Here is a 20665-nt window from a genome sequence, read left to right as displayed (position 1 = left end):
CGCATGACCCGCGTACCGCTGCTCGCCACCCTCCTGACCGGCGCCCTGACCCCGGCGCTGGCCCTGGCGCTCGACGAGCCCCAAGCCCTGCTCATCGAACAGGGCCACTTCTGGCAGGCGCGCAAGAACGCGTCCCGTGCCCAGGAGACCTGGAACAAGCTGCTGGAGCTGGACGCCCGGCAACCCGAGGCGCTCTACGGTCTCGGGCTGATCGAGGTGCAGGCCGGGCGACTGCCGGCGGCCCAGGGTTATCTGCGCCGCCTGCAGGCCATCACGCCGCTGCCGCAACAGGCCTTGCAACTGGAGCAGGACATCGCCCTGGCCAGCGGCGACAACCCGCAGCGCCTGGTGGACGCACGCCAATTCGTCAGTGAAGAGAAACCGGTGCAGGCGCTGCCGCTGTACCGTCAGCTGTTCGGCGGGCGGCTGCCCCAGGGTGATCTGGCCAAGGAGTACTACGACATCCTCGCCTACACGCCCAACGGCTGGCAGGAGGCGGGACCGGGCATCGAGCGGTTGCGCAAGCTCGACCCCGACGATCCGGCGCTGATGCTGATCCAGGCCAAGCACCTGGCCCGTTTCCCGGCCAGTCGCAGCCAGGGCATCCAGGCCCTGGCCAGGCTGAGCACGCGCAAGGACATCGGCGGCGAGGCCAGCGAGTACTGGCGCCAGGCGCTGGTCTGGAGCGGTCCGCCGGGGCCGGCGGAGGCACCACTGTTCGAAGCCTATCTGCGCCAGCATCCGGATGACGCCGAGTTGCGCGCACAACTGGAAAAGGGGCGCGCCCTGAGTCGCAGCGGCGGACTGGACCCGCAACTGGCGCGCGGCATCGAAGCCCTGCGCCGCGGCGATCTGGGCGCGGCCGAGAGTGCCTTCCAGGCGCGCCTCAAGGTGGCGCCGAACGATCCCAATGCCCTCGGTGGCCTGGGTATCGTCCGCCAGCGGCAGGAGCGCTTCGGCGACGCCCAGGAGCTGCTGACCCGTGCCAGTCGCCAGCCCGGTGGTACGCGCTGGCAGGCCCCCCTGGCGGAAGTCCGCTACTGGGCACTGCTCGCCCAGGCCCGTAGCGCCCAGCAGGCCAATGACTTCAGCACCGCGCGAGAACGCGCGGAGCAGGCCCTGCGTCTCGATAGCAAGCGAGCGGAAGCGCCCCTCGCCCTGGCCGGCGTGCAGGCGCAGACCGGCCAACTGGCCGCCGCCGAAGCCGGCTATCGCCGCGTGCTGCAGCAGGACCCCCGCAATCTCGAAGCCCGGCGCGGTCTCATCGACCTGCTCGCCGACAGCGATCGCCCGGCTGAAGCCTTGCGGTTGCTGGACGGCCTCACCCCGGCCGAGCAGGCCAAGCTCGGTAACCTCGAGCGTCTGCAGGCCACCCGCGCCTTGCAGGAAGCCAAGCTGGCCGAGAGTCGTGGCGACCTCGACGGCGCCCGTCGCGCCCTGGAGAACGCCCGCCGCGCCAACCCGGACGACGTCTGGACCCTGCTCGCCCTGGCTCGGCTCCAGCAGCGCCAGGGCCAGACCCTGGCCGCACGCCAGACCCTGGATAGCGGGCTGGCCAAGAACCCACAGCGGCCCGAGGCGCTCTATGTCCAGGCGCTGTTCGCCCTGGAGCAGAACGATCCGGCAGCCGCCCGCGACTTTCTGCGCCGTATTCCACCAGCCCAGCGCAGCGCGGCCATGAACACCCTGGCGGCCGATCTCGACTTCGACGCCCAGGTCAGCGCCGCCCGCGACCTGGCCCGCCGGGGCCAGCAGCACGCCGCACGCCGTCAGTTGGCGGAACTGGAGCCCCGCGCCGGTCAGCGTGCCGGGGCCCTGGGCGGCCTGGCCGCTGCCTATGCGGAAGCCGGTGACGCCGAGCATGGCCTGCGCCTGCTGCGCGATGTCCTGGCCCGCGAGCGCACGCCCGATCCGGCCCTGCGCCTGCAGTATGGCGAGGTGCTGCTACGCAGCGGCGCCGACGACGAGGTGAACGCCCTGCTGCACGATCTGCAGGACCAGCGCCTCAGCGCAGCCCAGCGCCAGCTCTACGACGACCTGCTCTACCGCTACCGCGTCCGCCAGGCCGATCGCCTGCGCGAGCGCGGTGATCTGGTCACCGCCTACGACACCCTGGCCCCGGCCCTGGCCCAGCGGCCGGACGATGCGCTGGTCAACACCGCCCTGGCCCGCCTGTACCTGGCCAATGGCGACGCCGCCAAGGCCCTGCAACTCTATGAACCGCTGCTGCGCCGCGATCCCGCCAATCCCCGGCTGCAGCTGGGCGCAGCCGACGCGGCGCTCCACGCGCACCAGACGGCCTACGCCGAACGCGCCCTCGACCAGGCGGTGAAGCTGGCCGCCGACGATGTCGGCGTGCTGACCGACGCCGCCGGCCTCTACCGGGCGCTCGGTCGCGACGGCCGCGCCACCGAACTGCTGCGCCAGGTGGTCGCCGTGCAGCGTCGCGATGCCGAAACCGCGCAGCCGCTCGCCAGCGCCCCGGCCAACCCCTTCGGTCCGCGACGCGGCAGCGCCACCTTGGCCAGCCAGGCCATCCCGCCGACCGCCGATCAGTTGCTGGCGGCGGCCAAGGCGGCCCCGGCGGCGGACGCTGCGGTCACGACGAACGACAGCGCCGCCCAGCGCGCTCTCGACGACCTGTTGCAGACCCGCAGCGCCCGCGTGACCCAGGGCCTCACCGTGCGCAGTAACGACAACGAAAGTGGCCTCGGCAAGCTCACCGACGTGGAGGCACCGCTGGAGATCGACTTCCCGCTGGGCGACGTACGCCTGGCGGTCCGGGTGACCCCGGTCAGTCTGACCGCCGGCAGTGTCGGCAGCGCTGCCCGCAATCGCTTCGGCGGCGGTCCGGCGGCCAGCGCCGCAGCGCCCTCGGCCTCGCCCGGCAGCCAGAGCGACAGCGGCGTGGGCCTGGCGGTGGCCTTCAGCGATCCGCAGCGTGGGCTCAAGGCCGACATCGGCACCACCCCGCTGGGGTTCCTCTACTCCACCCCGGTGGGCGGGGTGAGCCTGGAGCGGCCCCTGACCGACAACACCCGCTACACCCTGTCGGCCTCGCGGCGCGCGGTGATCGACAGCCTGACCTCCTTCGCCGGCAGCGAAGACGCCCGCACCGGCCAGCAATGGGGCGGTGTGACCGCCAACGGCTTCCGCGGCCAGCTCGGCTACGACGACAGTCAGTTCGGCGCCTATGCCTATGCCTCCTGGTATCGCCTGCTGGGCAACCAGGTCGCCGACAACAGCCGTACCGAATTGGGCACCGGGTTGTACCGCTATCTGATCAACAGCGCAGACAGCCGCCTGACCCTGGGGCTGGCCCTCACCGGCATCGCCTACGACAACAACCAGGCGTTCTTCACCTATGGCCATGGCGGCTATTTCAGCCCCCAGCGTTTCTATGCCCTGGGTGTGCCCCTGACCTGGTCGCAGCGGACCGACCGCTGGACCTGGCAACTGCGGGGGGCGGTGGGCGTGCAGCGCATCGCCCAGGATGGCGCCGACTTCTACCCGACCGATGCCCGCCTGCAGGCGGCCGCGAGCCAGGCCCTGGGCGCTCCGGCGGTCTACGGCGGCCAGAGCAAGACCAGCCTCGGCTACAGCCTCTACGGCGCCACCGAGTATCAACTCGGTCGCCAGCTGTTCGTCGGCGGCAACCTCGGCGTCGACAACGGCCGCGACTACCAGCAGCTCAATGGCGGCGTCTATCTGCGCTACACGCTCGAACCCCAGGACCGGTCGCTCGCCCTGCCGGTCAGCCCCTATCGTTCCCCCTACGACAACTGATTCACGGAGCTCCCATGGCAGCCAGCCTCCTCACCGGCCTCACCATTCTCATGATCGGCGACAGCCATCTGGCCACCCCCGACTACCTGATCGGCGCCCTGCAGGACAGCCTGGTGCAGCAGGGCGCCAAGGTGCACACCCTGGGTATCTGCGGCACCAACGCCGGCGACTGGCTCAAGGTCACCCCGGGCACCTGCGGCGGCGCCGAGCGGCGCAACGGCGACAAGGCCGTGGTGCTCGGCGGCAAGGCCGCCACCCAGCCGATCAACGAACTGATCGCCTCCGACAAGCCCGATCTGGTGCTGATCGTCATGGGTGACACCATGGCCAGCTACACCAATCCCAGCTTTCCCAAGACCTGGGTCTGGCAGCAGACCACCAGCCTGACCAAGGCCATTGCCGCGACCAAGACCCACTGCGCCTGGGTCGGCCCGGCCTGGGGCACCGAGGGTGGCAAGTACGGCAAGACCTTCGAGCGGGTCAAGCTGATGTCGAGCTTCCTCGCCAGCAACGTCGCCCCTTGCAGCTACATCGATTCCCTGAGCTTCGCCAAGCCCGGCCAGTGGGCCACCATCGACGGCCAGCACCTCACCGGTCCGGGCTACAAGGCCTGGAGCGCGTCCATCGTCGACGCCCTGAACAAGCTGCCCGCCGACAAGCTCAAGGGAGCCGCCCAGTGAAGGCCCTGCTGTTGCTCGGCCTGCTGGCGACGGGGTTCGCCCAGGCCGAAGTCTCTCTCTACCCCACCGGCCCCAGCGAAGACTCCGCCTTCCTCAGATTCGTCAACGCCGGCAGCGAGCCCCTGACCCTGCTGGCCTCCGGCTCCGCCGCGCGGCTGCAGGTGGAGGCCGCCAAGCCAGTGTCCGACTACCTGACCGTCCCGGCCACCAAGGCGATCAAGGGCGAACTGGTCCAGGGCGCGGCCAAGGTCCCGCTGGAGCTGACCGTCGCTGCCGGCGAATTCGCCACCCTGGTGGTACTGCCCGGCTCGCCGCTGGTGCAGCGCGTGGTGCGCGAGCAGCCCGACGACTTCAATGCGCTCAAGGCCTCGCTGGCCTTCTACAGCCTGGACCCGCAGTGCGCGACGCCCGGACTGCAGGCCGCCGGTCGTAATGCCGACATCTTCAAGGACGTGGCCGACGGCACCCTGCAGCGCCGCAGCCTCAACGCCGTGGCGCTCAAGGTGCAGCTGACCTGCGCCGGCCAGGCCACCGGTGAGGCGCTGGACCTGGGCGAACTCAAGGCCGGCGAGCGCTACAGCGTGCTGCTGCTGCCCGGTGCCAAGGGCCCACGACTGCTCGCCGCCCAAGACAGCATCGCCCGCTAAGGACAGCTTCTCGATGGTCTTCGCCTCCCTGGAATTCCTCACCCTCTTCCTGCCGCTGTTCCTGCTGGTCTACGCCCTGGCGCGGCCTGGCGGGCGCAACGGGGTACTGCTGGTGGGCAGTTGGCTGTTCTATGGCTGGCTGAGTCCGCTGTTCCTGCTGCTGCACATGGCCCTGGCGCTGCTGGCCTGGGTCGGCGGCTTGCTGTTGGACCGGGCGCGGGAGGGGTCGAAGACCCGGCTACGGCTGCTCGCCGGGCTGATCGTGATCAACCTGGCGGTGCTCTGCTGGTACAAGTACGCCAACATCGTCGCCGCCACCTGGAGCCAGGTGCTGGTCACCGCCGGCGCCCTGCCGCTGGACTGGCAGAAGGTCGCCTTGCCAGCCGGGCTATCCTTCATCGTGCTGCAGGCCATCTCCTACCTGGTGGACGTCCATCGCCACGTGGTGCCGGTGGAGCGCAGCTTCGTCAACTACGCCACCTACATCTCCATGTTCGGCCACTCCATCGCCGGCCCGATCATCCGCTACGACTGGGTGCGCCGCGAACTCAACCAGCGCTGGTTCAACCGCGAGAACTTCGCCCTCGGCGCGCGCCGCTTCATGATCGGCCTGTGCATGAAGGTGCTGGTGGCCGACACCCTGTCGCCGCTGGTGGACGTGGCCTTCCATCTCGACCAGCCGTCCTTCGTCGACGCCTGGATCGGCTGCCTGGCCTATTCGCTGCAGCTGTTCTTCGACTTCGCCGGCTATAGCGCCATGGCCATCGGCCTGGGTCTGATGCTGGGCTTCCACTTCCCGGAAAACTTCAACCGGCCCTATCTCGCCCGCAGCATCCAGGACTTCTGGCGGCGCTGGCACCTGTCACTATCCAGCTGGTTGCGCGACTACCTCTACATCTCCCTGGGCGGCAATCGCGGCGGCCGCTGGCGCACCTATCGCAACCTCTTCCTGACCATGGCCATCGCCGGCCTCTGGCACGGTGGCGACAGCTGGAACTACCTGCTCTGGGGCATGCTGCACGGCCTGGCGCTGTGCCTGGATCGACTCTGGGACGAACTCGGCGGCCGGCCGCTGCCGCGTCCCCTGGCCCACGGCCTGACCCTACTATTCGTGGCCCTCGCCTGGACCCTGTTCCGCGCGCCGGACTCCGCCACGGCGCTGTCGCTGTACGCCGGCCAGTTCGGCCTGCACGGCTTCGCCCTGGGCGATGCCCTGGCCGCTACCCTGAGACCGGTGCACGGCCTGGCTGCCGCCCTCGGCGTGGCCTGCGTCATCGCCCCGCTCTGGCAGTCGCGGATCGAGGCGCGCCTGCCCGGCAGCGCCCTGCTGCGCGGCCTGGGCGCCCTCTGGCCAGTGGCCGGCTTCCTGCTCTGCTTCGCGCTGATCGCCAGCCGCGAAGCCGTGCCCTTCCTCTACTTCCAGTTCTGAGGCCGCCGTCATGAGCGCTCCCGCCCTGCCGCCCTCGCCCGCGCCCCAACCGCCCAGCGCCACCAGTGTCCGCCTGGCACCCGTTGCCGGGGTGGTCTTCGCCCTGTTCCTGGCCATCGGCCTCGCCTCCTGCGCCTGGGCGCTGTTCACCGATCGCCTCTCGCTGTGGCCCGGGCAGGTAGATCGCCACGCCCTGCTCGAAGGCGAGATCACCCACCACATCGCCAAGGAGCTGGCCAAGGCGCCGCTGCCCGAAGCCGCCGCCCGCCTGGAGCGGGGCGCCAGCTGGCTGCTGCTCGGCGACACCGGCCCACGGGTGCGCCAGGGCTGCCCGGGCTGGTTGTTCCTCGCCGAGGAGCTGGAGCTCCATCGCCACGCCGCCGCCAATGCCCGGGCCCGCGCCCAGACGGTGATCGAACTGCAGCGCCAGCTCGCCGCCCGCCACATTCGCCTGCTGGTCGCCGTGGTACCGGACAAGAGCCGCATCGCCGCCGACCAGCTGTGCGGTCTGCGCCGCCCGGCCGCCTTCGCCAGCCGCATCGCCGACTGGACCCACCTGCTCGCGGCGGCCCAGGTGCCGGTGCTCGACCTCACCCCAGTACTCACACCGCTAGGCAGTGGCGCCTTCCTGCGCACCGACACCCACTGGAACGAAGCCGGCGCCGACGCCGCTGCGCAAGCCCTGGCCGCGCGGATCAAGGCCCTGCCCTTCCAGGCCACGCCCGCTCGCGACTTCAGCCGTACCGCCTTGCCTCCGGCCCCGCGCCCTGGGGACCTGGTGCGGCTGGCCGGCTTGGACTGGCTGCCGCCCCGCCTGCAGCCGCTGCCCGAATTGCTCACCCTGACCCAGGTGGACAGCCGCGCCGCGGCCACCGCCAGCGACGACCTCTTCGGCGACGGCGACCTGCCCAACCTGGCGCTGATCGGCACCTCCTTCTCGCGCAATTCCAACTTCCTGCCCTTCCTCGAACAGGCCCTGGGCGCCAGCATCGGTCGCTTCGCCAAGGACGGCGGGCATTTCGCCGGTGCCGCCCGCGACTACTTCGCCAGTCCCGCGTTTCGACAAACCCCGCCACAGTTATTGGTCTGGGAAATCCCCGAACGCGATTTACAATCCCCCGGCCCCGAGGCGTTACGTCTCGATCCGCGTCCTTGAGGCAACCAAAGGCAATTCCTGCCGGTCTGAGGACGCGAACCCCGGACCCCAGGAAGCCTTTCGATGACGGAACTGCTCGCCGGCCTGACCCAGTGGATCAACCAGCATCATCAATGGTTGGGCACGGCCATCTTCATCATCTCCTTTCTCGAGTGCCTGGCCCTGGCCGGCCTGGTGGTGCCCGGCACGGTGGTGCTCTTCGCCGTAGCCATCGCCGCCGGTAACGGGGCGCTGGGGCTGTTCGACACCCTGTTGCTGGGCTTTCTCGGCGGTATCCTTGGCGATGCCGTGTCCTATTTCATCGGTCGCCGCTTCCACCAGGGCATCCGCGCCTTGCCGGGCCTGCGCACTCATCCGGAGTGGATCGGCTCGGCCGAAGGCTTCATACACAGGTATGGCGTGGCCAGCCTGCTGGTAGGTCGCTTCATCGGGCCGCTGCGCCCGCTGCTGCCGCTGATCGCCGGCATGCTCGACATGCCGCTGGTGAAATTCATCAGCGTCAGCCTGGTGGCCGCCGCCGGCTGGTCCATCGCCTACCTCGGCCCCGGCTGGGTGACCGGCGCCGCCTTCCGCCTGCCCTTGCCGGAAGGCTTCTGGCAGCAGGCCGGCATCATCCTCGGCGGCGTCGCGGTGCTGGTGGCGGTCATCGCCCACGGCGCCTGGCGCGAGCGCGCCGGCACCACCCTGCTCAGCGGCGCCCTCTGCCTGGCCGGCCTGCTGGCACTGCTGTTCGGCTGGCACCAGTTGCGCGCCTTCGACGAAGGCCTGATGGCGCTGGTCCAGGAACACCGCGAGAGCTGGCTCAATTTGGTCGCCGTGGTCATTACCCGGCTGGGTGACTTCCGTACCCAGCTGATCGCCGCCGCGCTGCTGATCCTGGTACTCGCCGCCTTCCGCCAGTGGCGTCCGCTGCTGTTCGCCCTGGGCACCACCCTGGGCACCGCGCTGGCCAACGGCCAGTTGAAGAACCTGCTGGCACGTGCCCGGCCGGACGTACTCGCCGAGCCCCTGACCACCTACAGCCTGCCAAGCGGCCACAGCTCGGCTTCCTTCGCCTTCTTCCTCACCCTGGGCATCCTCGTCGGCCGTCGCTACGGACCGCGCGGACGTCTGGCCTGGCTGGTGATCGCCACCCTGCCGGCGGTGCTCATCGCCCTGAGCCGCGTCTACCTGGGTGTGCACTGGCCCACCGACATCCTCGCCGGGGCCCTGCTCGCCGGGGGCTTCTGCGGCCTGAGCCTGGCGCTGCTGCAAAAGACCGGCGGCAATCGCCTGGAACCCGTACCTACCCGTTTCTGGCTGGTGCTGCTGCCGCTGATCCTGCTGCTCTTCGTGTTCGCCGCCGGCTGGGCGCTGCCAGAGGCCATCGAGCGATATGCGCCCCGGCTGTAAGGGCGCGGCGAACCAAAAAATCCGCTCAGGGTCCTGCAGTTCCGCTTCCCTTGTGGTCTGAACGCCTGGAATTGCAGATGTGGCCGGGGGGGCACGATAGATGGCAGCGCAGATTGCCGATTGGAACGAATTGGACTTTCTCGCCGGTGGCGGCGATATGGGCGCCCGGTTGCGCACCCACGACTGGTCGGACTCGCCCCTAGGTCCGCCGGCGCAGTGGCCACAATCGCTGCGCTCGGCACTGAGCATCTGCCTGAATTCCAGCTTTCCCACCGCCATCTACTGGGGCCCCGACCTGCTGCTGCTCTACAACGACGCCTGGGCGCCCATTCCCGCCGAGCGCCACCCCTGGGCGCTCGGTCGTCCGGCGCGAAAGGTCTGGCAGGATATCTGGCCGGTGGTCGGCCCTCAGTTCGACCAGGTGATGGCCACCGGCGAAGGCTTTTCCGTCTTCGACCAGATGCTGCCGATGAAGCGTCAAGGTGTGGTCAGCGAGACCTACTGGAACTACAGCTTCACCGCGATCCGTGGCGAAGGGGGCGAGATCGCCGGCATCTTCAACCAGGGCCACGAGACCACCCAACGGATCTTCGCCGAACGCCACCGCGCCGCCGAGGCGGCGCGCCAGCGACGGATGTTCGAGCAGGCACCTGGCTTCGTCGCCATCGTCCGCGGCCCGGAACACGTCTTCGACTTCGTCAACGTCGCCTACCGCCGGCTGTTCGGCGAGCGGGCCTTCGAAGGTCGTGCGGTCCGCGAGGTCTTCCCCGAATTGCGCGACCAGGGTTACTTCGAGTGGCTCGATCAGGTCTACCGTAGCGGTCGGCGCTTCGTCGCCGAGCGCACCCCGCTGCGGCTGGAGCGCGCAGGCGAACCGATACGCACCCTCTACCTGGATTTCATCTACGAACCCCTGACCGACGAAGCCGGCCAGGTGATCGGCATCTTCTGCCAGGGCCAGGACGTCACCGAGGCCCACCTGGCCCAGGCCGCGCTGGAAGCCAGCGAGCGGCGTTTCCGCACCGCCCTGGAGATCGAGACGGTCGGCGCCCTCTGTTTCGATCCCGCCGGCCGCCTGATCGATGCCAACGACGCCTTCCTGCGCATGAGTGGTCACGACCACGACGACCTGCGCGCCGGCCGCATCGCCTGGCCCGCCCCCTATCTGCGGCGCAATGACGACCAGTTGCCACCCGAGGAACGCAGTTACCCGCGGCGCGACGGCACCACCGGCTGGGCCCTGGTCGCGGCCAAGCGGCTGCCCGATGGCAGCGCCTTCGAATTCATCGTCGACATCAGCGATCGCAAGCGCGCCGAGGCGGAGCTGCGCGAAGAGACCCGTACCCTGGAAGCGCTCAAGCGCATCGATACGGAGCTGGCCGCGCAACTCGATCTCGCCCACCTGGTGCAGACGGTGACCGACGCCGGCGTCGAACTCACCGGGGCGCGCTTCGGTGCCTATTTCAACCAGCAGGCCGGCGCGACCGGCAGTTGTCAGGAACTCTTCACCCTGTCCGGCCCCGACCGCGCGGTATTCGAGCGCCTCGGCCGGCCCAGAGCCACGGCGCTGTTCGCGCCAACCCTGGGCAACCAAGGCGTGGTGCGCGCCGACGACGTGACCTGCGACTCCCTTTATAGCAAAGCCATGTCCGCTGATGGCCTGCCCCTGCGCAGCTACCTTGCAGTCGCCGTGGTGGCACGCAACGGCAGCGTGCTCGGTGGGCTGTTCTTCGGCCATCCCGAGCCGGCGCGCTTCACGGCGCGCCACGAACGGCTGATGGCGGCGCTGGCGGCCCGTGCGGCCATCGCCATCGAGCAGGCGCAGCTGTTCCAGGCGGTACGTACCGCCAACGAAACCCTCGAACAGCGGGTCGCCGAGCGCACCGCTGAGTTGACCCAGGCGCAGCAGGCACTGCATCAGGCGCAGAAGATGGAGGCCATCGGCCAGTTGACCGGTGGCATCGCCCATGACTTCAACAATCTGCTGGCGGGCATCATCGGCAGCCTCGAGTTGATCGAGCGCCGCCTGCGACAGCAGCGCACCGACCAGCTCGACCGCCTGCTCGGCGGTGCCCAGGCCTATGCCGAGCGTGCCGCCTCCCTGACCCAGCGGCTGTTGGCGTTCTCCCGACGGCAGACCCTGGAAGCCAAGGCCACCGACGTCAACGAGCTGATGCTGGCCATGGAGGAGCTGATTCGCCGCAGTGTCGGCCCGGCCATCGACGTCCAGGCCCGCCCGGCACCCGAGCTGTGGCCCTCGGTGATCGATGCGGTACAGCTGGAAAGCGCCCTGCTCAACCTGGCGATCAATGCCCGCGATGCCATGCCCCAGGGCGGGCAGTTGCTACTGGCGACGGCCAACCTGCCGCAGACCGCCCCGGAGCGGCCGGAGGGCCTGCCCGCCGGCGATTATGTGCGGGTACAGGTGAGCGACACCGGCACGGGCATCGCGCCGGACATCCGCGAACGAATCTTCGATCCTTTCTTCACCACCAAGCCGCCGGGTCAGGGCACGGGGCTGGGGCTGTCGATGGTGCACGGCTTCGTGCACCAATCCGGCGGCCAGATCCGGGTGGACACCACGCCTGGCGTCGGCACCTGCATCTCGCTCTATCTGCCGCGGGCGCCGGAGGGCGACGCCAGCGCTGGCTGACCGGCGCCTGGCGACGCCGGTCGGCAGGTCCTACAGACCGGTGCCGTGGGGCGTCGAACCGCCCTTCATCTGCGACTGCAGGTAATTCTGCAGACCAATCTTATCGATCAGGCCGAGTTGCTGCTCCAGCCAGTAGGCGTGGTCTTCCTCGGTGTCTTCCAGCTGGGCGACCAGGATCTCGCGGGTCACGAAGTCCTTGTGCTGGTTGCACAGCGCCACGCCCTGGGCCAGGGCCTCGCGCACCTCGTACTCCAGGGCCAGGTCCGCGCGCAGCATGTCGGGCACGGTCTGGCCGACGGTGATGGCGTTGGGTCGCATGTCCGGGGTGCCCTCGAGGAAGAGGATGCGGCGCAGCAGGGCATCGGCGTGCTGGGTTTCCTCCTCCATCTCGTGGCCGATCCGCTCGTACAGCCTCATCAGGCCCCAGTCCTCGTACATCCGCGAGTGGATGAAGTACTGGTCACGCGCTGCCAGCTCGCCGCGCAGCAGCTGGTTAAGGTAGTTGATGACGTCCGGATGGCCTTGCATGAAAAGAGTCCTGTGCTGTTATGCCGCCAGTTTAGCGCGCCACTCCCGCACAGGCGCCGTTCATCGGCCGACCACTGGGGCCGTTCGTCTCATCGCAGCGCTAATCGTTCTGCTTAACGCTCAGCTTAACCAGGGTGGCGGCGGCTCCTCGCGCCCGCTCGGTTCGTCCTGCTCGCGACGCGCGGCCTGGCGGCGTTCCTCGTCACGCCGGGCGGCCTCGATCTCGCGCATCACCGCGCGGACGTCGGCCTGGCCTTCGCGCTCGGCGAACTCACCGGTCAGTTGCGAATGCACGTACAACTCGCCCTTTTCGTAGAGTGCCCACATCTCCGGCGCATAGCGGGTCTGGCGCAATTCCGGGGCGAAGCGGCCGAAGTACTGCGCCATGTTCTCCACGTCCCGGGCCAACAGGCGAAAGGCATGGTTGTTACCGGCCGCATCCACCGCCTGGGGCAGGTCGATGATCACCGGTCCGTCCTCGGCCAGCAGCACGTTGAATTCGGAGAGGTCGCCGTGGACCAGGCCGGCGCAAAGCATGCGCACGATCTGGCCGATCATGAGGTCATGGTACCGACGGGCCTCCTCGGCACTCAGGGTCACGTCGTTGAGCCGCGGCGCGGCTTCGCCATTGCCGTCGGTGACCAGGTCCATCAACAGCACGCCGTCGAGGAAATCATGGGGCTTGGGCACCCGCACCCCGGCATCGGCCAGCCGATAGAGCGCCGTCACCTCGGCGTTCTGCCAATTGTCCTCGCGCTCGCGGCGACCGAACTTGGAGCCCTTGGCCATGGCGCGGTTTTCCCGACTGCCACGCACCTTGCGCCCCTCCTGGTATTGCGCGGCCTGACGGAAGCTGCGCTTGTCGGCTTCCTTGTAGACCTTGGCGCACCGTACCTGACTGCCGCAGCGCACCACATAGACCGCTGCCTCCTTGCCACTCATCAGGGGCCGTACCACCTCGTCGACCAAGCCGTCCTCGATCAGCGGCTCGATGCGTTTGGGAGTTTTCATCGCCGGTTCCAGCTCCTTCTTGTCGGTCGTCACAACGGGACGGGCGAGGCAAGTTTCAAGCCAGCCGCCGAGAAAGGGAAGTCGGCATCGCCCCTGAGCGTGCGACTCATCGAAGCGGACAAGATTCCTCCGGCAAGACCGACTGCGCGCTCAACCACCGAAGAAGGCCAGGAAACGACGCCAGTCGGCCTGAGCCTCGGCCAGTTCCACCGGGGCGAAGTGCACCTCGTGATGGGCCGGACACTGCGCCAGGCGCCCGAGGTCCAGCGGATGGACGAAGCCCAGCAACGGATAACCGCCCATGGTCTGCCGATCGGCCATGAGCACGATCGGCTGGCCGTCGGGCGGCACCTGGATGGCGCCGGTCACCACCCCCAGTGACCATTGTCGGCGCGGTGGCACCAGCGGCGTAGCACCGGCCAGGCGGATGCCCATGCGGTCGGACTGCGAGCTGAGTCGCCAGGGTTGCGCGCAGAATGCCTCCTGCTGCGCTGTGCCGAAGGCCTCGGCATCGCCGCCGAAGATCACCCGCAGCGTCGGGCGCTGCCGGTAGTCCGGCACGAAGCGCCAAGCCGGCCCGCAACGACGCTCGTGCAGGCCGCGCACCGTGGCGCACCCTAGAACCTGTCCGGCCACCAAGGGCCCGCCCCGGCCATCCACACCGCCCAGGCCCTCACGCCTGTTGCTCGCCACGCTGCCCAGGGTCGGTGACGCCTGAAAGCCGCCGCCCGCGGCGGCCAGATAGGCCCGTTGGCCGGCTTGGGCGAAGCCCAGGCGTAGGCGCGCGCCCGCGCGAACCGGAAAGCACGACCAAGGCGGCAGGGATTCGCCGTCCAGCCGGGCGTCCAGGGGCGCCCCAGTGAGGGCCAGCCAGGTGTCGGTCTGGATCTCGAACTCCGCACCGCCCAGGGCGATCTCCAGCAGCGGCGCAGTGACGGGATTACCCACCAGGCGATTGGCCCAGCGCGCGGCCTGGCCGTCCATGGGCCCCGAGGGGGCCACGCCCAGGTGCTGCCAACCCTGGCGCCCCAGGTCCTGCAGCAGGGTCAGGGGACCGGGCTTGATGACCTGCAGACCGCTCATGGCTGGCCTCCCTGGGCGCGCAAGGTCGCCGCATCGACCGGCACGAAACGCACCCGGTCACCGGGAGCCAGCAGACAGGGCGGCTCGGCCTGGGCATCGAAGACGGTCCACAGGCAGCGGCCGATGAGATTCCAACCGCCCGGCGAGGCCTGGGGATAGACGGCGGTCTGGCGTTCGGCGATGGCCAGGCTGCCGGCGGGCACGGCGGTCCGTGGCGTGCTCCGCCGAGGCAGCGCCAGGCGTTCGTCCAGCTCGCCGAGAAAGGCGAAGCCCGGCATGAAGCCGATGGCCCCCACCTGGTAATCGCGCCCGCTGTGCCGGGCGATGACGTCGGCTTCGCTCAGGCTGCAACGCTCGGCCACCTCGGCCAGGTCAGGACCGGCGTAGAGGGTCGGCACCTGGTGCAGACGCCCACCCGCGGCGGTGTCCACGGCGCCTGGCCAGTCGGCCAGCAACGGCTGCAATCCGGCCTGCAACTGGTCCAGGTTCAGGCGCAGGGGGTCGTAGTGCACCAGCAGGCTGGTCCAGCCCGCGACCAAATCGGTCACCGCGCCACCGAAGGCACTACGGATACCCGCACCGAGACGGGCGATGCGCACCGGTAGGTCGGCATCCGGGCGCTCGGCGAGTTCGATCAGCAGGGCCGCCACGCCGAAGGGCTTGAGGACGATCATAGGGCGTCCAGTGCCGCGCGCAGGCGGCGCAGGACCGCCAGGGACTCGGCGTTGTCGCCGTGCACACAGAGGCTGTCGGCCTGCAAACGCATGGGTTGGCCATCGAAGCCGGGGAAGTCGTCGCCGCGGGCGATGGCGATGGCCTGGGCGAGAATACGCTCGGGATCGTGGTGGACGGCGCCGAGCTGGCCACGCGGCGCCAGGGAGCCGTCGGCCAGGTAGGCACGGTCGGCGAAGGCCTCTCGCAACAGCGGCACACCAGCCGCCTCGGCCAGGCGCTGCTCGCGGGCGTTGTCGGCCTTGGCCAGCACCATCAGCGGCAGGCCTTCGCGATAGCGAGCGCAGGCGCGCAGTGCAGCGGCGAGCAGGGCATCGTCCTTGACCAGGGCGTTGTAGAGGGCGCCGTGGGGTTTGACGTATTCGACGCGCACGCCAGCGGCGCGGCAGAAGGCGTCCAGCGCGCCGATCTGGTAGAGGATCATGGCCTCCACCTCGTCAGGAGTGCAGGCCATGGGGCGGCGACCGAAACCCACCAGATCGGGATAGGCCGGATGGGCACCGATCTGCACGCCATTGGCTACCGCCAGGGTCACGGCGCGCTGCATGGTCAGGGGATCGGCGGCGTGGAAGCCGCAGGCCAGGTTGGCCTGGTCGACCAGGGGAATGGCATGGGCATCGTCGCCCATGCCCCAGGCACCGTAACTTTCACCGGAATCGCAATTGAGCAGCAGGCGGGCGGGCATAACAGGGTCCTCGAAGGCAATGGCCTTGAGTGTCGGAAAGAACGACCGCCGCTGTCCAACGAAAAACGCCTGCCCGCTCAGACAAGCCGCTATCGCTCCCAGGCCGGCTTGACCACCTCCAGTCCATGGTTGCCGCGATAGGGCGCCCGCTCCGGCGAGCGCCAGCCGTCGAGCAACTCGGGCGCCAGGCGATAGACTTCCACCCCGAGTGGCCGGCAGACCGACAGCGGGTCCTGTTTCTCCGGCCCCCAGAGCGCCACCGACAGATCACCGCCCGGACAGGTCGACAGCGCGCAGAGCACGTCGATCTCGGCGAAGAACTCCAGGTAGTCGCCCACCTGGGCCGGACAGGCCTTCATGAAATACATGCCGTCCTCGTTCAACCCGGTGACCTGGAAGATGTTCAGCACATCGTGCACATCGAATTCGGTCAGCCCGTGAGGCAATACCGCACGGGTCAGGTTGGAATGGCAGTGGTGGTGGAAGTCCTCGCCGGTCAGCAGCTTGTTGACGTAGGGATCGCAGCGAGTGCCCAGCAGATCGTGGATGCGTCCGCCGTGCTCGTCGGTACCATAGTTGGCCAGGGTGTCGTCGGTGATGGTCAACAGCGGCCGCAGGAACGGCAGGTTGGACCACAGCCGGTCATAGGTGGAGACGTGCGCACCTTGCAGCTGCCGGGTGCGCGCCGCCCAGAGGCGCTCGCGGGGGTCCTGGGCATTCCAGACGTTGAAATCGCCCACCTGGGGCCCATGAGGCGCGGTGACCCGGAACACATGGCCGGCCGGGACCTGCCAGGCGCGCCCGGTGCGGATCGGCACCTCGAACGCCTCGACCAGGGTGCGGCCCTCCGGCTGGTTGCGGATGCGGTCGTAGAACGCCTTGTCGACATCGAAGGCGGTACCGGGCGACGGCTGATAGGCGGCGGGATAATGCTTGAACATGGCAGAGCTCCGACTGGGGTAACGAATCCTTCCGCCATGCAAGGGGAGGACCGCTCGCGATGGCTGCCCTACAATGGCGGCTTTGCGGCCGCTGCGAATCGCCCATGACCTCCCTGCTCGCCGACTGGCGCCATCCCGTCCTGCACCGCCGCGTCTGGGCACTGGCCGGGCCAATGATCCTGTCCAATCTCAGCGTGCCGCTGGTGACTCTGGTCGACAGCGCCATCGCCGGCCATCTGCCGGAAGCCCGCCAGCTCGCCGCGGTGGCCATGGGTGGGGCCTTCTACACCGCCCTGCTGGGCATCCTCGGCTTCCTGCGCATGGGTACCACCGGCTTCGCCGCCCAGGCCAGTGGCCGCCGCGATGGCGCCGCCCTGCGTCAGATCCTCCTGCAGGCCGGTCTGCTGGGGCTGAGCCTGTCCCTGGTATTGCTGCTGCTCGTCAGCCTGCTACTCGATCCCCTGCTCGCCTGGCTCGGCCTGGACCCCGCCTTCGCCGAGCTGGCCAGTCACTTTTTGCACCTGCGTCTGCTCGGCCTGCCCGCAGCCCTGCTCAGCTACGCCGTGATCGGCTGGCTGCTCGGCACCCAGGATGCGCGCACGCCGCTGGTGCTGCTGCTCACCACCAATGCCCTGAATGTGCTGCTGGTAACCGCCTTCGTGCTCGGTCTCGGCGCCGGCGTGCAGGGCATCGCCCTCGCCTCGGTCCTGGCGGAATGGGGCGGCGTGCTACTCGGCTTCTGGCTGGTGCTCCGCCGTCTGCGCCTGTGGCCGGGGCGGATCGACCGCCCAGCCTTGGGCCGCCTCGCCAGCTGGCGACCGCTGCTGGCGGTCAATCGCGACATCTTCATCCGCTCCCTGGCGCTGCAGGCGGTATTCCTGCTGTTCGCCGCCCAGGGCGCCCAGTTGGGCGAGACCACCGTCGCCGCCAATGCCCTGCTGCTCAACGGCCTGCTGGTCACCGCCTTCGCCCTCGACGGCCTCGCCCATGCGGTGGAGGCGCTGGCCGGTCACGCTCTGGGCGCCCGCGAAGGGGCCACCCTACGCCGGGTGCTGGTGATCGCCGGTGGCTGGTCGCTGCTGGCCAGCCTGGTGTTCGCCGTCGCCTTCGCCCTGGGTGGTGATCTGTTGGTCGCCCTGCAAAGCGACATCGCCGCCGTGCGCCAGGAAGCCCACCATTATCTGCCCTATCTCGCCCTGCTGCCGCTGATCGCCATGGTCAGCTACCTGCTCGATGGCCTGTTCATCGGCGCCACCCGTGCCCGAGAGATGCGCAACTCGATGCTGCTGGCGTTGCTGCTGGCACTGCCGCTCGGCTGGCTGCTGCGTGGACTCGGCAACCATGGCCTATGGCTGGCCTTCCTCACCTTCATGGCCTTGCGTGGCCTGATCTCGGCGGTCCTGGCCTGGCGCCTGGCCCGGCGCGAAGGCTGGTTGACCGACACCCCCAGCAGCTGAGCCGGCGGAACCGACCGGGTAGCGCGCCCCTCAAAGCCGGGAATCCCCTGCCGAGAGCCCTGCCATGAGCGAAGACACCCGAGACCAGGAGCCCCTGGATACCCCAGTCGAGCCGGACGATGTCCCCGAGCACCAGAAGCCGGAGAATCTGGAAAAGCTCAAGGATTACGGCAAGGACCAGATCCCGCCCGGCGTCGCCTAACGCCAACCCTGAACCCCTCGACAAAAGCCAGCGACGAGGGTGGTAAAGCCCCGGCCGAGCTTCTAGTGTGGTGCTTCAGAAGTTCGCGCAAGAATTGGCGAGTGATTTTTTGGTCTGAGCTAGGCGCCGCGACGAGTCATAGCAGGGCTATGGCAAGGAGGGGCAACAACGCTCAGGCCGAAAAAGCGCCGCCAAAATTGTGTAGATAACTTCTGAAACACCACACTAACATCGGCCGGGATAAGTCGGCCCCTGGGCCTTCGTGAAGGGAATCGAAGTCACCATGCCCGTCAGGTCCAGCCTGTCGCCCCTCCTTGCGCTCCTCACAATCGCTCTGCTGATACTGGCGGCGCCCTACGCACGGGCCGTCGACGGCTACGCGGGCGTACCGTTCGGCACCGACCAGAAGACCTTCCTCGCCAAGCGCCTATGCAACTTCCAGCCACGCAAGAGCGAGGTGAATGGCGTCGACTACCTCGGCTGCGACGACCTCGCCTTCGCCGGCGAGAAGGTCGAAGCCGGGGCCTTCTTCATCGACGGCAAGTTCCTGCGCTTCTCCATCGTCACGCCATTGGCCCAGTCCTTCCTGATCGCCGAGGGCCTGACCCAGAAATATGGCAAGCCTTCGTCCCAGTCATCCGCCGAGGCCTTCGAGCAGCTGTCCCACGATGACGACGCCCAGGCCTACCTGGCCTTCGATCACGACACCGTCTTCTACAAGTTCAGCGCCCGGGCCGCGCGCAAGAAACAGGTTCTGCTGATCTATACCTCGCCCCGCTACGAACAGCTGCTCAAGGAGAAACAACTGCAGCTGCTCAAGCAGTCCCTCTGAACATTCGGTAACAGCTCGTCGGACAATTGCGCTCTTAGCCGCCAAAGTGTCGCCCCGTTCACGTCTAGCCCGAAACAAGCCATGAACAATGGCAGATAGCCACGGTCAGAACGCGGGCAAGGAGCCCCATCCTGTCACCGGCTACTTACGGACGTCGTTCCTTCGGGAGTCCTACCATGATCGAACCTGTCGCGATGCGCGCCCCTGGCGCCGCAGCGATCACGCTTTCGTTTGCACCAGCGCTTGGCTCCAGCGGCACAGGTTCTCTTTTGAAAAGGATCATTCAATGAACACTCGCAATCTCTGGGTCGACTATGCCAAGGCCATTGGCATCATCCTGGTGGTCTATGGCCACGTCGTCCGCGGCCTGCTCAACGCCGGCATCCTGCAGGACGCCGAATTCCACGGTCTGGTGGACAGCGTCATCTACAGCTTCCACATGCCGCTGTTCTTCTTCCTGTCCGGACTCTTCTTCTACAACTCCTTCGTCAAGCGCGGTACCGGCGGGCTGCTGGTGAACAAGATCGACACCATCGTCTATCCGTTCCTGGTCTGGTCGCTGCTGCAGGGCTCGGTCGAGGCGCTGATGTCGCGCTACACCAACGGTGGCGTGAGCTTCAGCGAGGTGCTGACCGTCTGGGAGCCCCGCCAGCAATTCTGGTTCCTCTATGCACTGTTCCTGGTGTTCTGCCTGGCCATGCTCGCCTACCGCTGGGCCAAGCCCATGGCCTTCTTCGCCGTGTTCGCCTTCGGCGCCCTGGTCTATCTGTTCCAGAACGCCGGCCCGGAAGATTTCTTCTTCACCTTCACCGCACAGAACTTCGTGTTCTTCGCCTTCGGTGTCTGGTTCAACAACTTCAAGCAGGCCATCGAGGAGCAGGCCGGCCGCGTGATGGTCGGCTCGGGCCTGCTGTTCGTGGTGCTGGAATACTGGTTCCACGGCCTGCTGGGCCTGGTCTACACCGACCGTGGCCTGGCGACCCTGGTACTGGCGCTCAACGGCATCATCTTCGTCAGCGCCACCTGCATGGTGTTGGCACAGCGTCCGCTGCAGTGGCTGCTGACCCTGGGCACCCTGTCCATGCCCATCTACGTCATGCACGTACTCAGCGGCAGCGGGGCGCGCATCATCCTGAGCAAGGGCCTGCACATCAACGACGGCCTGCTGCACATCGTGGCCGGCTGCGCCTTCGGCATCCTGGTGCCGGTGGCCATCGCCAAATTCCTCGAAGCGCGCCACATCAACGGACTCTTCGAGGCGCCGGCGTGGATCTCCGCCCGGCGGTGGCTTCGGCCCAAAGCTGAAACGCCCCGTCCCGCCGTCTGAATGAGGCACTCGGCCAGGGCACCCCGCGCTCCTGGCCAGGACCGACGACCTTTCCGGTCACCGCGCAAGACCCAATAAAAAACCCGCTACCAGTCACCTGGTAGCGGGTTTTTTATTGGCTGAA

The 20665-nt window shown here is 68.4% G+C and carries 17 protein-coding genes; 11 read left to right on the top strand and 6 right to left on the bottom strand.

The window, feature by feature from the left end; all coding sequences use genetic code 11:
* The first annotated feature begins 3 nt into the window (after nucleotides 1-3).
* The 7 genes from QZ471_RS10065 to QZ471_RS10035 all read left to right on the top strand — a co-directional run bounded on the left by QZ471_RS10065 (nucleotide 4) and on the right by QZ471_RS10035 (nucleotide 11743).
* The gene (locus QZ471_RS10065; RefSeq protein ID WP_295463253.1) at nucleotides 4-3786 is read left to right on the top strand and encodes a cellulose biosynthesis protein BcsC; all 3783 of its coding nucleotides are present in this window, start codon (nucleotides 4-6) and stop codon (nucleotides 3784-3786) included.
* Nucleotides 3787-3800: 14 nt separating this feature from the next.
* On the top strand, nucleotides 3801-4466 hold the full coding sequence (locus tag QZ471_RS10060; protein ID WP_295463251.1) for an SGNH/GDSL hydrolase family protein: 666 nt from the start codon (nucleotides 3801-3803) through the stop codon (nucleotides 4464-4466).
* Nucleotides 4463-5113, top strand: a complete 651-nt coding sequence (locus QZ471_RS10055; protein ID WP_295463250.1) for an alginate O-acetyltransferase AlgF — start codon at nucleotides 4463-4465, stop codon at nucleotides 5111-5113. Before QZ471_RS10060 ends, QZ471_RS10055 begins: the two co-directional genes overlap by 4 nt.
* Before the next feature lie 13 nt (nucleotides 5114-5126).
* Nucleotides 5127-6542: an MBOAT family O-acyltransferase gene (locus QZ471_RS10050; protein ID WP_295463248.1), complete on the top strand. Its 1416-nt coding sequence runs from the start codon at nucleotides 5127-5129 to the stop codon at nucleotides 6540-6542.
* A 10-nt stretch (nucleotides 6543-6552) separates the two neighbouring features.
* Nucleotides 6553-7698, top strand: a complete 1146-nt coding sequence (locus QZ471_RS10045) for a cell division protein FtsQ (RefSeq protein ID WP_295463246.1) — start codon at nucleotides 6553-6555, stop codon at nucleotides 7696-7698.
* Between the two features lie 63 nt (nucleotides 7699-7761).
* Entirely contained in the window at nucleotides 7762-9090 is a 1329-nt protein-coding gene (locus QZ471_RS10040; RefSeq protein ID WP_295463244.1) for a bifunctional DedA family/phosphatase PAP2 family protein, read from the top strand.
* Nucleotides 9091-9190: 100 nt separating this feature from the next.
* Nucleotides 9191-11743, top strand: a complete 2553-nt coding sequence (locus QZ471_RS10035; protein WP_295463242.1) for an ATP-binding protein — start codon at nucleotides 9191-9193, stop codon at nucleotides 11741-11743.
* A 30-nt stretch (nucleotides 11744-11773) separates the two neighbouring features.
* On the opposite strand, the gene bfr is transcribed toward QZ471_RS10035, so the two are convergent.
* From bfr to QZ471_RS10005, 6 genes are all read right to left on the bottom strand, one after another.
* Entirely contained in the window at nucleotides 11774-12271 is a 498-nt protein-coding gene (bfr, locus tag QZ471_RS10030) for a bacterioferritin (RefSeq protein WP_295463240.1), read from the bottom strand.
* A 120-nt stretch (nucleotides 12272-12391) separates the two neighbouring features.
* A complete protein-coding gene (locus tag QZ471_RS10025; RefSeq protein WP_295463238.1) occupies nucleotides 12392-13282 on the bottom strand; it encodes a PA4780 family RIO1-like protein kinase in 891 nt (296 codons plus the stop codon).
* Between the two features lie 150 nt (nucleotides 13283-13432).
* Nucleotides 13433-14365 (bottom strand): biotin-dependent carboxyltransferase family protein, encoded by a 933-nt coding sequence (locus tag QZ471_RS10020; protein ID WP_295463236.1) that lies wholly within the window; start codon nucleotides 14363-14365, stop codon nucleotides 13433-13435.
* Nucleotides 14362-15039, bottom strand: coding sequence for a 5-oxoprolinase subunit PxpB (gene pxpB, locus QZ471_RS10015; protein ID WP_295463234.1), 678 nt, complete (start codon nucleotides 15037-15039; stop codon nucleotides 14362-14364). The genes QZ471_RS10020 and pxpB overlap by 4 nt, the downstream gene beginning before the upstream one ends.
* Nucleotides 15036-15782: a 5-oxoprolinase subunit PxpA gene (locus tag QZ471_RS10010; RefSeq protein WP_295463232.1), complete on the bottom strand. Its 747-nt coding sequence runs from the start codon at nucleotides 15780-15782 to the stop codon at nucleotides 15036-15038. The genes pxpB and QZ471_RS10010 overlap by 4 nt, the downstream gene beginning before the upstream one ends.
* Before the next feature lie 89 nt (nucleotides 15783-15871).
* Entirely contained in the window at nucleotides 15872-16723 is an 852-nt protein-coding gene (locus QZ471_RS10005; protein WP_295463230.1) for a DUF1989 domain-containing protein, read from the bottom strand.
* Between the two features lie 104 nt (nucleotides 16724-16827).
* Here QZ471_RS10005 and QZ471_RS10000 point away from each other — a divergent pair, with 104 nt between their 5' ends.
* From QZ471_RS10000 to QZ471_RS09985, 4 genes are all read left to right on the top strand, one after another.
* The gene (locus QZ471_RS10000; protein WP_295463228.1) at nucleotides 16828-18180 is read left to right on the top strand and encodes an MATE family efflux transporter; all 1353 of its coding nucleotides are present in this window, start codon (nucleotides 16828-16830) and stop codon (nucleotides 18178-18180) included.
* A 64-nt stretch (nucleotides 18181-18244) separates the two neighbouring features.
* Nucleotides 18245-18382 carry a hypothetical protein gene (locus tag QZ471_RS09995; RefSeq protein ID WP_295463226.1) on the top strand — a complete coding sequence of 46 codons (138 nt, stop codon included), beginning with the start codon at nucleotides 18245-18247 and terminating at the stop codon, nucleotides 18380-18382.
* Nucleotides 18383-18665: 283 nt separating this feature from the next.
* Nucleotides 18666-19214, top strand: coding sequence for a hypothetical protein (locus QZ471_RS09990; protein WP_295463224.1), 549 nt, complete (start codon nucleotides 18666-18668; stop codon nucleotides 19212-19214).
* 286 nt (nucleotides 19215-19500) lie between these two features.
* Nucleotides 19501-20541 carry an acyltransferase gene (locus tag QZ471_RS09985; RefSeq protein WP_295463222.1) on the top strand — a complete coding sequence of 347 codons (1041 nt, stop codon included), beginning with the start codon at nucleotides 19501-19503 and terminating at the stop codon, nucleotides 20539-20541.
* The last annotated feature ends 124 nt before the right edge of the window (nucleotides 20542-20665 follow it).

The sequence above is a fragment of the uncultured Pseudomonas sp. genome (assembly GCF_913774235.1).
In the GTDB taxonomy this organism is placed as follows: domain Bacteria; phylum Pseudomonadota; class Gammaproteobacteria; order Pseudomonadales; family Pseudomonadaceae; genus Chryseomonas.
The sequence above is the reverse complement of the archived record's forward strand: the minus strand, read 5'-3'. Positions and strand labels throughout refer to the sequence as shown.